This window comes from Streptomyces sp. NPDC003691, from assembly GCF_053981115.1.
This window is the reverse complement of the sequence record NZ_JBSFNQ010000132.1, coordinates 1-14,453: the sequence shown is the minus strand read 5'-3', so window position 1 is coordinate 14,453 and position 14,453 is coordinate 1. Positions and strand designations below refer to the sequence as shown.

The following is a 14,453-nucleotide window of genomic DNA, read 5'->3' as shown; positions in this document are numbered from 1 at the left end:
GATCTACCCGGAGCAGAGTGTTCTGCGCGTCGAGGGTGATCAGCGGGGCTTGACCGCTCTCGGGGTCCGGCCCCGCCGGTCCCGGACGGGGACCGGCAGGGCCGGGCGGTGCGGGCGGTACGGGCCGCCGGCCGCGGGGCGGCCGGCGGCGGCGCGTCAGCGGGCGGCGCGGGCCGGCGGTGCCAGGTCCGGCCGGTCCGTCACCCGCAGACTGTTCACCAGCGGCTTGGCATAGCCGCCGCGGGAGACGAAGCGCACGTTCAGCGTTCCGTCGGTGACCGTCACGGTGTAGGTGCGCTGCACCGCCGCGTACGACCCCGCCTCCAGGGCGATGTCGAGCGCGGGCAGTACCTGGACGCCTTCCGCGAGGACGTCGAAGACCCGCCGGTCGGGCCGGGTCGACTGCACCTCCGCGAAGCCCAGCTCCACCGTGTAGACGCCGTTGGGCACCTGGTCGAAGCGGTACTCGTACATGCCTTCACGGGCGGTCCGGAACAGCGCCTGGTCGGTGGTTCCGGCGATGGTGCGGGTGGTGGACCGGGTACCGGACTGGCCCTGGTAGCCGTAGGAGCCGCTGGTGTAGGCGCGGTCCGGGCCCCAGGTGTCGCCGAGGGCGTCCACCGAACCGCCCCGCGCCCCGGTGTCGAGTGCGGTGAGGTAGCGGGGGACGACGACGGTGACGGGCACCGACAGCACCGGTGTCCGCCCGCTGCGGGACTCGACGCGGACATCGGAGGTCAGCACGGTCCCGGGCACCAGACCCGTGGTGTCCACGGTCAGGGTCAGGGTGGCGCGCCCGCCCGTGTCCAGCTGTCCGGCGGCCGGGCCGACCGTCAGCCAGGGCGCGTCCTCGGTGACCGTGTAGGCGGTGCCGAGACCCGGGTTGGTGAGTTCGAGGGTGCGGATGCGCCGCTGGTCACCGGGCGCGACGACGTTCAGCGCGGCACGTTCCGGGGTGACCCGGCCGGTCCGCAGGGAACGGGTATCGCTCAGCACCCCGTCGGCCGTGACCTGGAGACTGCCCTCGGCGCTCTCGTAGGAGGGGGCGGAGGCCGCCAGCGCGAGGCCGCCCGCCGGGGTCTGGGCCAGATAGGAGCCGTCGGCCCCGGTGGTGACGGTCTGCGCCGCCGTGCCGGTGCCGAGGGTGACCGTGGCGCCGCCGACGCCCTTGCCGTCGTTGGCGTCGAGGATCCTGCCGTGCACCACACCGTGCCGGGTGGTGCGGAAGGAGACCGAGAAGCCGTCGGTGAGCCCGGCGGAGTTGAAGGAGTAGAGGAAGGCGTCGGTGCCGGTGGCGTTCTCCACGCCGACGGTGGCGCTGGAGCCGCCCCGCAGTCCGGTGCCGGTGGTGCCCTTGTAGTGGTACGTCACCCGGCCGTCCTCGCCGATGACGGCGGAGAAGGAGAACTTGTCCGCCTGGGCGGACCAGTGGACGACGTTCCGCCACTCGACGACGTATGCCCGGTTGGGCGCGGTGCCGGTGACGGCGGTGTGGACGCCCGAGTCTGGCTCACCGGTCAGCAGCAGGTCGTCCCAGAACGGGTACAGCGCGGCGTTCGGGGTCCCGGCGCTGGGCAGCGAGCCGTTGGAGTCGCTGGTGTGCGGGCCGCCGAAGCTCAGGGTGCCGTTGGTGCCGGCGTACGCCACCGAGTAGTTCTTCCCGTACAGCGGTACGGGGAAGGGGAGTTCGATGCGCTCGGTGGTGCTGTCGCCGGTGAGGGCGAGCTGCCGGGTGCCGGACTGGTACGTCCGGTCGCCGGTGGCGCAGGCGTATCCGAAGGTGTCGGTCCGGTCGGGCAGGGTCACGGTTGTGGTGGTGTCGCCCGCCACGGTGATCCGGGCGGTGGCCGCGGTGAGGCAGCGCGACGGATGGGTGACGCGCAGCTCGTACGCGCCGTGCGGCAGGACCGCCTCGAAGCGGCCGGTGGCGTCGGTGGTCGCGGTCACGGGGGTGTCGGCGACGGTGACCGTGGCACCGGCGACCGGTCCGGTGCCCGAGACGACGGTCCCGGTGACCTTGCCGGAGTCGGCCTGGACCAGGGCGAAGTCGGCGGTGGTGGTGCCGTTCTCGGTGACCGTCGCCGTGCCGGACGCGTTCAGATAGCCGAACTTGCCGACGGTCAGGGTGTAGTCGCCCGCGGAGAGCGCCGGGAAGCTGTAGCGGCCGTCGGCCGCGGTGACGGCGGTCCGGCTGATGGCACCGGCGGCGGTGACCTTCGCCCCGGCCAGCGGAGCACCCGCGGAGGTGACGGTTCCGGTGAGGGCGCCGACGGGGCCGCGCGGGGCCGCCTGGACGGCCGCCAGGACATCGAGCCGCCCCTCGCCGAAGACGTTGTTGTCGGCGGGGGTGCCGCCGCAGGCGGTGGCGTCCACATCGACGGCCGACTGGTCGAGCAGCGCCTCGGTCTGGGCCACGTCGCCGCGGATCGCCGGGGCGGCGGACCAGACCAGCGCTACGGCCGCGGCGGTGTGCGGCGAGGCCATCGACGTACCGGAGAAGGAGCCGTAGCCGCCGCCGCGGATCGCGGACCGCACATTGGCGCCGGGCGCGGCGATATTGGGCTTGATGCCGCCCGCGTCACCGGCGCCGCGCGAGGAGAAGCTCGCGATGTTGTTGTTGATGTCGAAGGCGCCGGAGCTGTACGAGGCGACGTAGTCGCCGGGGGAGCCGCTGGTGGCGCACGCCGGGCCGTTGTTGCCGTTGGAGAAGGCGGGGAAGATGCCGGCCGCCCGCCAGGCGGCGACGATCTCCTTGTACCAGGGGTTGTGGACCGCGCTGCCCCAGGAGTTGTTCACGATGTCGGGGGCGAGATCGGGCCGCGGGTTCGCGCCGTTGAGATCGGTGGGTGCGGCGATCCACTGGCCGGAGGCCAGCAGCGAGGCCTGGGAGCAGGAGCTGGACTCGCAGCCCTTCGCGGCGATCCAGCGGGCGCCCGGCGCCACGCCGATCTGGTTGTTCGCGCCGTCGTCGCCGACCATCGTGCCCATGGTGTGGGTGCCGTGGTCGTTGTTGTCGCAGGGCGCCTTCACCGGGCAGATGTTCGCCGGGTCGAACCAGTTGTAGTCGTGGCTCAGGGTGCCGTCCGCGCCCCGGCCCCGGTACTGCTCGTCGACGGCCGGGTGCTGGTGGTCGACCCCGGTGTCGATATTGGCGACGACGACGCCCTCGCCGCGCACCCCGAGCTGGTTCCAGACCTGGGGAGCCTTGACGCGGTCGATGTTCCACTCCACCGCGTCGACGGTGTTCTCCCGTTCGCCCCTGACCGGCTTCGGGATGGTGATCCGGTCCTCGGCGTCGAGCCCGGCGACCTCGGGACGGACCGCCAGCGCCTCGGCGACCTTGGCGTTCCCCACCACCCGGACGGTGTTGACTATCCAGTACGGGGTGTACTCGGCGCGCATGCCCTCCAGCGCCTTCACCACCCCCGCCTGGGAGCGTTCGGCATGGTCGCGCTTGGCCTCGTACACCGCGGCTGCCTTGGCGTTCTTGCCGCGGGCCCGTTCGGCGGTGCCCAGCTCGGCCGCCGTGTCGAACCGTACCCAGAACTCCGTCTTGCCGCTGTCGAGCTGCCGTTGCAGCTCGGGTTCGATCTTGCTCTCCGCGATGGCCGCGCGGTCCGGCGGCGCGGGTTCGGGCGCCGGTGCGGCGACGGCCGTGCCCGCGCCGAGCGGGACCAACAGCAGTAAGCCGGAGAGGGCGGCGAGCGCGCCGTGCCGTGCTCCGGCCGTACCGCGGCGGCGGGGGCCGCCGGGGGCGGGTAAGGCCCCGGCGCGTCTCGCGCGCAGGACCGAGCCGAGCCGGGTGATCCGTCTGATCCGTCGTGCCACGTGGTCTCCCCTTGCGCTGGCGGCGGTCGGGCGCCGCGAAGGAAGGTGCCGGAAACGTGCGTGGAGCAGGTGCGGAACAACACCCGCCCAGGGCTGTTTGCCATGGACGGGTCAATAGATGTCAGTCATCGTGGGGCAGCGGACACCCCTGCAACAAGGGGGCCTTGGCGTCGCGGGCCGCCCGGCAGGCCCGATGTCCTCATGAGGAGGCAAATGTCCCACGAGGTTTCACACGTGGGACATAAGAGGAACGCCGGAACCCGCCGCGGAGCGGGGCAGGGCACACGAGCCCGGCAAGATCCGAAAGAGACGGCCTACGGCTCAGGAGAGCACCCGGCGCCGGAAGTTGCGCAGCCCCAGCCCCAGGAAAAGCACGCAGAACCCGGTGAGCACCGGATACACCACGTACAGCGGCATATGGGAGAGGTCCGTGAACCCGGCCCGCATCCCCTCGCTGATATAGATCAGCGGATTGAGCAGGACCAGCCACTGGAGCCAGGGGATACCGCCTGCCTCCACCGCCGAAAGCTCCGTCCACTGGTAGTACGTACCGCCGAGGAAGACCAGCGGGAGCACCACGAAACCGAACATCACTCCGATGTTCCGCGGTTCGAAGGTGGTGCCCAGCAGCAGTCCGAGCGAGGTCATCGCCAGACACGACAGCGGGATCAGCGTCAGCACCACCCCCCAGTGCAGATGCAGATCGGGCCGGACGCCGGGGGCGTGCACCACGGCCGCGATCGGCAGCACCAGCGCCGCCGAGATCAGCCCCTGCACCGCACCGGACAGCACCCGCGCCACGGCCACCAGCCAGATCGGACACGGCGCCTGCACCCGGTCCTCGATCTCCCGGGTGAAGCCGAACTCCTGCGACATCTGGATGGCCACCGACTGGATGCCCTGGAACATCACCGCGATCGACACCACCCCGGGCACCAGCACCGTGGCGAATTCCGACTCCCCGGCCGCGCCGCCGCCCGAGCCAACTCCCTGCCCGATCACCGGGAAGACGTACAGAAAGACGAAGACCAGCAGGAACGGCTGCATCACCGTTCGTCCGGCGAATTCGCCGAAATGCTTGCGCAGCACCGTCAGATCCCGGCGGATCAGCGCCGCCAGCGCGGAGCGGGCGGCCGCCCCGGCCGAGCGCCGGGGCCCGGGCAGGCCCGCCCCGGCCCCGGGAGCCGGAGCCCCGGCCGGACGACTCTCTTCGGCGGCGGTCACTCCCGCAGCTCCTTCCCGGTGAGACTGATGAACACGGTCTCCAGGGTGCTCCGCGACAGCGACAGGTCGACCAGCTCGAAACCACCCGCCTCCGCGCTCGCCACCACCCGCGGCACCAGCCGGTCGTTCCCCGCCACCTGGAGCTCGACCCCGCCGTCCGTGAAGCGGGTCCGCACCACCTCCGGAATATCCCGCTCCAGACGGTGTGCCAGCTCCTCCGCCGACCCCCGGGCGACGACCGTCACCGTGGTGTCCGCCCCCAGGCCCCGCTTCAGCGCGGCCGGGCTGTCCAGGGCCAGGATCCGGCCGTGGTCGACGATCGCCACCCGGTCGCAGAGCTGATCGGCCTCCTCCATATTGTGCGTGGTCAGCAGGATCGTCCGGCCGTCCGCGATCAGCTCGTCCAGCGCCTCCCACAGGGCGAGCCTGCCCTGCGGATCGAGACCGGCCGTCGGCTCGTCGAGGAAGAGCACCGCGGGCCGGTGGAAGACCGCCCGGGCCAGCATCAGCCGCTGCGCCATGCCTCCCGACAGGGCGTACACGGAGGCGTCCCGCCAGCGGGCCAGCGCGAACCGCTCCAGCAGCTCGTCCGCCCGGCGCAGCGACTCCCGGCGGGGAATCCCGAACAGCAGGCCGTGGAAGAACAGGTTCTCCCGGACCGTCAGCTCCCGGTCCAGCGTGTTCTGCTGGGTGACACAGGCGATGATCTGCTTGGCGAGGGCCGGCTGCCGCACCACGTCGACCGTGCCCACGTACGCCGAACCCGATGTCGGCACCACCCGGCCGGTCAGCATCCCGACGGTGGTGGTCTTGCCCGCGCCGTTGGGGCCCAGCAGACCGAAGAACTCGCCCTGGCGAACCCGCAGCCCGATCCCGTCGACCGCCGCGAAGTCCGTGCCCGGATAGACCTTGCGCAGGGCGTCGGTACGGATCACGTCCGGGGCGCCGTCACCGTGCGGTCCCGGGTCCACCGGCCGGCTCATGTGCCCTCGGCCGGTACGCCGGTGCCCTCGGCCGGTACGCCGGGGGCGGACGCCCCGCGGACCCGCCGGGCGATGAACTTGCCCAGCTCCCAGCCCACCAGCAGGACCAGCGCCGCCAGCAGCGCCCAGCCGAACTCCCGGAGGTCCAGCCGGGTGGTGCCGAGGATCCGGCGGAAGGCGTCGAGCTGGGTCACCAGCACCGCGAGGACGAACTCCCCGAGCGCCGCCCAGTTCATCTGCTTGCTGTCGAAGGTGGAGGTCCGCAGCACCGACTCGGTCTCGCTGCGGCATTCGAAAGCCGCCACGATCAGACAGAGCGCAAAGGCCGTGAACGCGATCGAACTGCCCGTCGCCGTGGAGCCGAAGTGCCGCTCGCCCAGTTCGATCAGGGCCAGCAGCAGCACCGTGAGGGCCAGCCCGCTCAGCCCCACCGAGAGCAGCAGCGGCCGGGTCAGCACCGATTCGCCGCGCGGCCGCGGCCGCCGCCGCATCAGCCCCGGGCTCTCCCGGTCGAAGCCCAGCGCGAAACCGAACGGCGCGTTCACCACGAAGTGGACCCAGAGCACCTGCGCCGGGGTGAACGGCTCGCCCGCCGCGATATTGAACACCGCGGCACCCAGGAACGTCAGGACGAAGGTCACCAGCAGCAGCAGGACGAACCGGATGTACTTCGTCAGATTGTCGTAGAGCTTCCGGCCCTCCTCGACCGCATAGACGATCGTCGCGAAGTTGTCGTCCGAGAGGATCATCCGCCCGGCGTTCTTCGCCACGTCCGTACCGCTGCCCATGGCGATACCGATGTCCGCGGCCTTGATGGCGGGGGCGTCGTTGACCCCGTCGCCGGTCATCGCCACCACCTCCCCCTGCTGCTTCAGCACCTCGGCGAGCAGCACCTTGTGCTCGGGCGCCACCCGGCCCACCACCCCGATCCGGTCGATCCGCGCCAGCCGCTCCGCCTCCGGCAGCGCCGCGAAGTCGGCGCCCAGGACGGCCTCTCCGGGGATCCCGAGCTGCCGGGCGATCGCCGCGCCCGTGGTCACGTCGTCACCGGTGACCATGCGGACCCGGATCCGGGCGTCCTGCGCCGCGGCGACGGCGGCCCGGGACTCCTCGCGCGGCGGGTCGACCATGCCCACCAGCGACACCATCCGCAGCCCGGCCGTCCAGGCCAGCAGATCGCCCCCGGGGTCGAACTCCGCCGGGTCCAGATCACGGGTCGCCGCGGCCATCACCCGGTGCCCCTCGCCGCCCATCCGCGCCACGGCCTCCCGCGCCCGGCCCCTCAGCCCGTCGTCCCACGGCACCGTACGGCCGTCCGAGAGCGCGCTCGACGCCCGCTCCAGCACGGCGGGCGCCGCACCCTTGACGAACACCCGGACCACCGGCCGCCCGTCCTCGTCCTTCGCCGAGTTGAAGGTGGCCATCAGCTTGTAGTCCGGGTCGAACGGCAGGGTCGCGAGCCGGGGGAACCGCTCACGGGTGCCGTCGATGTCGAGCCCCGCCTTGTGCCCCAGCACCAGCAGCGCGCCCTCCGTGGGGTCGCCGACCACTTCGCCGCCGACCAGCCCGGCGTCATTGGCGATCAGAAAGGGCAGGACGGCGTCCTCGACACTCGCCGTGGAACCCGCCGCCCGGTGGATTCGGCCCGTCAGCCCGTACCCCGTGCCCGAGACCGTGTAGCGGTCGGTGGGGGTGAGCAGTTCCACGACCGTCATCTGGTTCATGGTCAGCGTGCCGGTCTTGTCGGAGTTGATCGCCGAGGTGAACCCCAGGGTCTCCACCGACGGCAGCTCCTTGACGATCGCGTTGCGTTTCGCCAGGTTGAGACTGCCGACGGAGAGGATCACCTGTGTCACCGTCGGCAGGGCCTCCGGGATCGCCGCGATGGCGAGCGAGACCGCGCTGACGAAGAGGGTGTCCCATGCCTGTCCCCGGGTACGGCCCAGCGCGAACATCACAATCATCGTCAGTCCGGCGGCCCCCGCGATCCACAGCGTCAGACTGTTGAGCTGCCGGGTCAGCGGGGACTCCTCCCGGCGAGTCGCCGACAGCATTCCGGAAATCCTGCCCAGCTCGGTGTCCGCACCGGTGGCCGTGATCACCAGGACTCCGCTGCCATGGGTCACCGGGGTGTTCATAAAGGCCGTGTTCGACTGCTCGCCCGGCGGCAGCGGCTGCGCCCCGGCGGCCGGGCCGTCGGCTCCGGCGGGTACGAGCGTCCCGGTGTCCTTCGCGGCGGGCACGCTCTCGCCGGTGAGCGCGGACTCGTCGATCTGGAGCGCGCTGGCCGAGACGATCCGTCCGTCCGCGGGCACCTGGTCGCCCGCCGCGATCAGCACCACGTCACCGGGCACCAGCCGCTCCGCCGGAATCTCCGACTCGGCTCCGTCCCGCCGGACCCGTGCGGTGGCTTTCATCATCGACTTCAGCGCGTTCATCGCGCTCTCCGCCTTGCCCTCCTGACGGAGCCCGACAACCGCGTTCAGCAGCGTCAGCAGGGCGAGCAGGATCGCCGTACTCCACTGGCCGACCAGCAGCGACACCACCGCGGCCGCCACCAGGATGATCTGCATATAGCTGCGGTACTGGTCGAGGAAGCGGCGCCAGGCGGGCGGCGGCTTCTCCTCCGGCAGCGCGTTCGGCCCGTGCCCGGCGAGCAGCTCGGCGGCCCGCGCCGCCGTCAGCCCGACGGCGGGGTCGACCCCGAAGGCCGCCGCGACCTCGTCGGCGTCCCGCGCGTACCAGGGCACCGCGCCGGGCTGTTCCGGTCCTCCGGCCGCGGTCATCGCCCCGCTCCCCGTCCGCCGTGCCCTCCGCCGTGCCCTCCGCCGTGATGTCCGCCGCCGCCGCCGTGGTGGCGGCCGGCTTCGTACGGGTCCTTCGGCGCCCCGGCCGGGGCCTCGTCCTCCAGCTGCCGCCGTACGGCCTGCAACTCCTTGCGGGCCTTGCGGCCCACCGTCGGATACCGGGGGTCGATGTCCATCAGGCTGTGGACCAGGACGGCCGACGCGCAGATCCGGGCGAACCACTTGCGGTCCGCCGGTACGACGTACCAGGGCGCCCATGCCGTACTGGTGGCGGACAGCATCTCCGAGAACGCGCGCTGGTAGTCGTCCCAGAATCCGCGCTCGTGCACATCGGCCGCCGAGAACTTCCAGTTCTTCTCCGGTACGTCGATCCGCTTCAGGAAACGGGCGCGCTGCTCCTCCTTGGACAGGTTCAGGAAGATCTTCACGACCTTGAAGCCGTTGTCCGTGAGATACCGCTCCCACTGGTTGATCTCGCGATAGCGGCGGCCCCAGATGCCCCGGCGGCTCGCCGCCCGCGGCAGCTGCTGCCGGGCCAGCACCTCCGGGTGCACCCGGACGACGAGGACCTCCTCGTAGTGGGACCGGTTGAAGACCGCGATGTCCCCGCGGGCGGGCAGGCGTTTCGCGTACCGCCACAGATAGTCGTGGTCCAGTTCCTCGGCCGACGGCACCTTGAAGCTGTGCACCTGGACGCCCTGCGGGTTCATCCCGCTCATGACGTGCCGGATCGTGCCGTCCTTGCCGCCGGCGTCCAGCGCCTGGAGACACATCAGCACGCCGTACGTGTCCTGGGCCGCCAGCTTCGCCTGGTACTCGTTGAGCAGCTCGACACCGGTCCGCAGCAGCGCGGCCCCGTCCCGCTTCTTCAGATGTGCCTTGTAGCGGGGGTCGAAGTCCTTCGCCAGGTCGATCTCGGCGCCCGGCGGCACCCGCAGCGGCCCGATCAGATCCGCGATCAGCCGGGCCCTGCTGTCCGTCCGCTTCCGCTTCTCCGCCATGGCCGCCGACCAGCCCTTCTCGCCCGCACAGACGTTCCCGCCACCTTCCGCCGGGGGCGGGGGACGGGCAATGCGGGTGAGCCGTTCGGGTGAGCCCCGGATCCTGCCGTCCGGCCGCCGGGCCCGGCGGTACAGCCCCGGCCTCGCGCCGTCCGGTCACCGGCCCCGGCTCGCCGGGCGCCGGGCCCGCTACCCGGCCCCGTGCTACCTGCCCCCGGTCCCGGACCCTGGTCCTGGTTCCGGTCCCGGTTCCGGTCCCGCGGTACGGCGTACGGCGGCCGCCCCCGGGCCGGTTACCCGGGCGGCGGCGGTGGGACCGGCCGGGGTCAGGGCGAGCGGAAGCCGGGACAGACGGCGGACGAACATGCTCGGCACATACGACGGCCGGTCGCCGGGCGGCAGCGCGATATGCCCGGTCGCGTCGAGCAGTGCGCCCAGCGCGATCCCGGCCTCCAGCCGGGCCAGCCGGGCGCCCAGACAGAAGTGGATGCCCCGGCCGAAGGCGGTGTGGGCGCGGACCGCGGTCCGGCCGGGGTCGGGCCGGTCCGGCTCGTCGAAGGCCGCCGGATCACGGTTGGCCGCGCCCCACAGCAGCATCAGCCGGGCCCCCGCCGGCAGCCGGACACCGCCGAGTTCGGCAGTCCTGGTGGTGACCCGGAAGTGCCCCCGGAAGGGGCTCTCCAGCCGTAGCGCCTCCTCGACCACCGCCGCCAGCAGGGCGGGTTCGGCGCGGACCCGGTCCTGGAGCCCCGGGTCGGCGGCGAGCAGCCGGGCCGCGCCGCCGAGCAGACCGGTGGTGGACTCGCTTCCGGCGGTGACCAGCTGGAGCAGCAGCGAGGCGGCCTCGTCACCACTCAGCCGCCCGTCCGCCCGGGCCGCGGCGATCTCGTCGACCAGTCCGCCGGCGGGCTCCGCCGCGGCGGCGTCGAGCCGTTCCCGCAGATACCCGGTGAAGGCGATGACCTCCAGGGCGAGTTCACCGGTACGGGCCGGGCCCGCGAGACCGCCCAGCAGTTCGACGCCCGCGTCGGACCAGGCGGTCAGCCGGTCCGCGTCGGCGTCCGGCAGTCCGAGGATCCGGCCGATCACCAGAGTCGGCAGCGGGGTGGCGAGCCCGGCCATCCAGTCGCCGCCCCCGGCCGCCACCAGGGCGGCCACCCGGGGTTCGACCAGGGCCGAGACGGCCTCCCGCAGGCCTTCCACCGGACCGCTGCCGAAGGCCCGCCGCACGATGCCGCGGTGGCCGGTGTGGGCGGGCGGATCGGCGGTGGCGAGGACATCCGCGGTGCCTCCGTCCGGGCCGCCCGTCTCCAGCAGGGACACCCCGTCCTCGCCCGCGTACAGCAGGCCGACGAGATTGCTGGAATAGGTCGCCGGATCGTCCAGCGCGGCGAGCACCTCGGCATGGCGCACCACCAGATGCAGCCCGAGCGACGGCACGAAGTGCACGGGGCCGGTGGCCCGCAGCCGCTCGTAGAGCGGATAGGGGTCGTCCAGGGCGGCGGGGGAGAAGAGGTCCTCCGCCGTGACGGGGGCATGGGTCATCGCGACCTCCCGGGGCCGGTCGGCTCGGTGCGGTGCGGTGCGGCGCTGCGAGCATGGGCCATGCCGCGTGACAGTTCAAGGCCCGTACCGGGGCGGCCGGTCCGCCGCCGCCGTCACGGCTCGTTCCGGCCCCTTCCGGGCGCACCGGGCGCGTCGTCCCCGCCCTGTTCCGGGCCCCGCGGCTGCTTCCGGGCCTCCCGGGCCGAGACGAATCCGCCGGCGGCGGCGAGCCCGGCGCCGGAGAGGGCGAGGGTCACCGCATTGGCGCTGACGCTCCCGGAGACCATTCCGGAGTCGTACGAACCGCCTCCGGTCAGCTCGCAGTCGAAACGCAGGGGCAGGAAGCTCACCGAGTAGTCGACAACCCGCAGAACCTCCTCCTCCCGGCCGGGTACCCCGCGGCAGGGCGGCAGCGGGGCCGACGCCGCCCCGTCGTCCTCCGCCTCGATGACCGCCGCGGCCAGCAGCAGCCCGCCCCAGGCGTAGACGACGGCCGCGGCCGCGCCGCAGAACGCGGCGAGCGCCCTGAGCACGGCGGCGGTCCGCCCGCCGGGCGGCCGGTCGCGGGTGAAGGCGGTGATGCCGTATCCGGCCAGGCCGAAGGCGAAGCCCGCGCAGACGGGCAGCAGCGCCAGCAGCAGGAGCATCATGGTCACGACGGCCGCCGGGTGGGGACCTGCGGCCGGACCGGGCCGGGTGGTGCGGTGGTCCGCCGCGGCCGGGACGGATGCCGTGCCGGGCGGCGGACCACCGCGGACTCCTGGGGCGGAGTCCGCGGATCCGCCGGCGGTGACGTCACAGCCGGGCTCTGGCGCGATGGACGGGCCGGGGGCGGGGTGTGACGACTGTGGTGCGGAGGCTCTCCTCCGCCGCGACCGCCAGACAGGCGGCGATCAGTACCACGTTCTTGATGATGTACTGCGCCTCCAGGGTGGGCAGTTGGCCGTTCCACATCTCGTCGGGAAGGATCAGCAGGGCGGAGAAGACCCCGGCCATGTGCAGGAAGAAAGCCGCAAGCACCAGCCGCAGAAGGATTCCGGTGATCAGCCCGAGGCCGATCGTGGTCTCGAAGAGCGCCAGCAGGGGGCGGGTCGCCCCCTCCGGTACGAGACCGAAGGCGAGGACGTCCATCGTCCGGGTCGCGATGTCCTCCGCCGGACTGGCGTCCGGGGTGAACTTCATGACACCGAAACCGACGAAGACGAGTCCGACGGAAACTCTGAGGATGGTGGTGCTGTGTCGCCGGTAGCGGCACAGTGCGGCATCGAGGATGCCCGTCAACGTGTCACTCCTTGTGGGGGGATGATGAAACTGTGGGGGATGTTTCATCTATGAGCACGTTATATGGCGACCTGGGTACCCGTAAAGGTCTGGACCATTATTCTCGGGTGATCGCTCGTCTCGTGAACCCGGGTGCTCACGGCGGGAGTTGGGCGTCCGCCCGTCCGTCCGTCCGCTCTGTCTGCTCCGGCGCGGAGCGCGGCACCCGGGCGCCGGATCCCGGCCCCGGAGGCGCGAAGCCGCCCGCGCCGGGGGCGCGGGCGGCTGGCGTTCTCCGGCACCGTACGGACCGAACGGTGCCGGTGGGCGGATCAGCGGCCCTGGAGCGACTTCACATTGCGGCCGAAGGTCCAGTCACGTGAGCCGTCCCAGTTGATGGACCAGGTCATCAGGCCCTTGAGGGCACCGCTGTAGCTGTTCCACGCCTGGGCGACCAGCGGCGGCGGCATGTACCCGCCACCCGCGCCCTGCTGGGCCGGCAGACCGGGCACCTGCTTGTCGTACGGCACCCGGATCGTGGTTCCCTGGATGACCAGGCCCCGGTTGAGGCAGTCGGTCTGGGCCCGGAACCCGGCGACCGTGCCCGCCTGGTAGGAGTCGCCGGAGCAGCCGTAGAAGGACCCGTTGTAGTACTGCATGTTCAGCCACCACAGCCGGCCGTTGTCCGCGTACTTCTTGATGATCGGCAGATACGCGCCCCAGATGGAGCCGTAGACGACGCTGCCGCCGGTCACATACGCGGTCTCGGGGGCCATCGTCAGGCCGAAGTTCGACGGCATCCGGGCCAGCACCCCGTCGATGATGCGGATCAGGTTCGCCTGGGAGGCCGAGAGCTGGTTGATGTTGCCGCTGCCGACCAGGCCGGTCTCGATGTCGATGTCGATGCCGTCGAAGTTGTACCGCTGGAGGATCGGTACGACGGTGGCGACGAACCGGTCGGCGACCGCGGCGGAGCTGAGGTCGATGCCGGCGGTGGCGCCGCCGATGGAGAGCAGGATGGTCAGGCCGTTCGCCTTGGCCGCGCACATCTCGGCGGGGGTGGCGACCTTCACCGTCCGGTCCATGCCGTCCTCCCAGAGGACGGTGCCGTCCGAGAGGATCACCGGGAAGGCGGCGTTGATGACGTTGTAGCCGTTGGTGGTGATCCGGGAGTCGGTGATGGGGATCCAGCCGAGCGGCGGGTGGACCCCGTTGGAGGCGCCGTCCCAGTTCTCCCAGTAGCCGTGCAGGACCTTGCCCGTGGGCTTGGACTTGACGGCGCAGGTCTCGGCCGCGGCGGCGGGTGCCGCGGCACGGTCCGCCACGGGCCGGTCGGCGGCCCGTTCGGCGAGCTGGGCGGAGACTCCCGGTGGTGCGGCGGGCGGTGCGGCGGCCTGCCCGGGCGAGGCGGAGGCCAGGAACAGCGGGACGACGAGGGCCGCGGCGAGGCCTGCCCCGAGGAGCCGGGATCTGCGAGCTGCCATGCGTGTTCCCTTCCTGTCTTCACAGGCTCCCGGTGGTCGTCGGCCGCGGACTCGGGGCCGGACGGCAGGAGGCGGGACGCGCGGGCGGGGGTGTGGGGGGACACCGGTGGGGCACGCTCACCTCCTGGGACTGCGGGGGGCCTGGAGACGTACGTGGGGGTGTTGCGCCACAACGTAAGTTGGTCCAGACCATCAGTCAAGAGGTCTGGACCAAAAGGGAGTTGGGGCCCGAGGCGGCCGGGCCTGCCCGTCCCGTCCATCGATCCGCGGCCCCGATTCCATTGCCAGCCTTTCCATCGTCACATCGTCACAGCAGAACGA

The 14,453-nt window shown here is 72.2% G+C and carries 9 protein-coding genes; all 9 read right to left on the bottom strand.

Annotated elements, in window-relative coordinates; genetic code table 11:
• Positions 1-156: 156 nt before the first annotated feature.
• The 9 genes from ACWDR0_RS32550 to ACWDR0_RS32510 all read right to left on the bottom strand — a co-directional run bounded on the left by ACWDR0_RS32550 (position 157) and on the right by ACWDR0_RS32510 (position 14,132).
• Entirely contained in the window at positions 157-3,828 is a 3,672-nt protein-coding gene (locus ACWDR0_RS32550) for a S8 family serine peptidase (protein ID WP_456355424.1), read from the bottom strand.
• Between the two features lie 321 nt (positions 3,829-4,149).
• Positions 4,150-5,052 carry an ABC transporter permease gene (locus ACWDR0_RS32545; protein ID WP_456355423.1) on the bottom strand — a complete coding sequence of 301 codons (903 nt, stop codon included), beginning with the start codon at positions 5,050-5,052 and terminating at the stop codon, positions 4,150-4,152.
• A complete protein-coding gene (locus ACWDR0_RS32540; RefSeq protein ID WP_456355422.1) occupies positions 5,049-6,023 on the bottom strand; it encodes an ATP-binding cassette domain-containing protein in 975 nt (324 codons plus the stop codon). The genes ACWDR0_RS32545 and ACWDR0_RS32540 overlap by 4 nt, the downstream gene beginning before the upstream one ends.
• An 8-nt stretch (positions 6,024-6,031) precedes the next feature.
• A complete protein-coding gene (locus tag ACWDR0_RS32535) occupies positions 6,032-8,821 on the bottom strand; it encodes a cation-translocating P-type ATPase (RefSeq protein ID WP_456355421.1) in 2,790 nt (929 codons plus the stop codon).
• A complete protein-coding gene (locus ACWDR0_RS32530; protein ID WP_456355420.1) occupies positions 8,818-9,843 on the bottom strand; it encodes a polyphosphate kinase 2 family protein in 1,026 nt (341 codons plus the stop codon). Before ACWDR0_RS32530 ends, ACWDR0_RS32535 begins: the two co-directional genes overlap by 4 nt.
• Positions 9,844-10,047: 204 nt before the next feature.
• Positions 10,048-11,388, bottom strand: coding sequence for a cytochrome P450 (locus ACWDR0_RS32525; protein ID WP_456355419.1), 1,341 nt, complete (start codon positions 11,386-11,388; stop codon positions 10,048-10,050).
• 113 nt (positions 11,389-11,501) lie between these two features.
• Complete coding sequence (locus tag ACWDR0_RS32520) at positions 11,502-12,038, bottom strand: hypothetical protein (RefSeq protein WP_456355425.1); 537 nt, start codon at positions 12,036-12,038, stop codon at positions 11,502-11,504.
• Positions 12,039-12,183: 145 nt separating this feature from the next.
• A complete protein-coding gene (locus ACWDR0_RS32515; protein ID WP_456355418.1) occupies positions 12,184-12,669 on the bottom strand; it encodes a DoxX family membrane protein in 486 nt (161 codons plus the stop codon).
• A gap of 311 nt (positions 12,670-12,980) precedes the next feature.
• The gene (locus tag ACWDR0_RS32510; protein ID WP_456355417.1) at positions 12,981-14,132 is read right to left on the bottom strand and encodes a chitinase; all 1,152 of its coding nucleotides are present in this window, start codon (positions 14,130-14,132) and stop codon (positions 12,981-12,983) included.
• Positions 14,133-14,453: the final 321 nt, after the last annotated feature.

What these genes read in the sequence shown, in the direction of transcription:
- ACWDR0_RS32535 (WP_456355421.1), bottom strand. Translation starts at nt 8,821, where the DNA reads ATGACCGCGGCCGGAGGACCGGAACAGCCCGGCGCGGTGCCCTGGTAC.
- ACWDR0_RS32530 (WP_456355420.1), bottom strand. Translation starts at nt 9,843, where the DNA reads ATGGCGGAGAAGCGGAAGCGGACGGACAGCAGGGCCCGGCTGATCGCG.
- ACWDR0_RS32525 (WP_456355419.1), bottom strand. Translation starts at nt 11,388, where the DNA reads ATGACCCATGCCCCCGTCACGGCGGAGGACCTCTTCTCCCCCGCCGCC.
- ACWDR0_RS32520 (WP_456355425.1), bottom strand. Translation starts at nt 12,038, where the DNA reads ATGATGCTCCTGCTGCTGGCGCTGCTGCCCGTCTGCGCGGGCTTCGCC.
- ACWDR0_RS32510 (WP_456355417.1), bottom strand. Translation starts at nt 14,132, where the DNA reads ATGGCAGCTCGCAGATCCCGGCTCCTCGGGGCAGGCCTCGCCGCGGCC.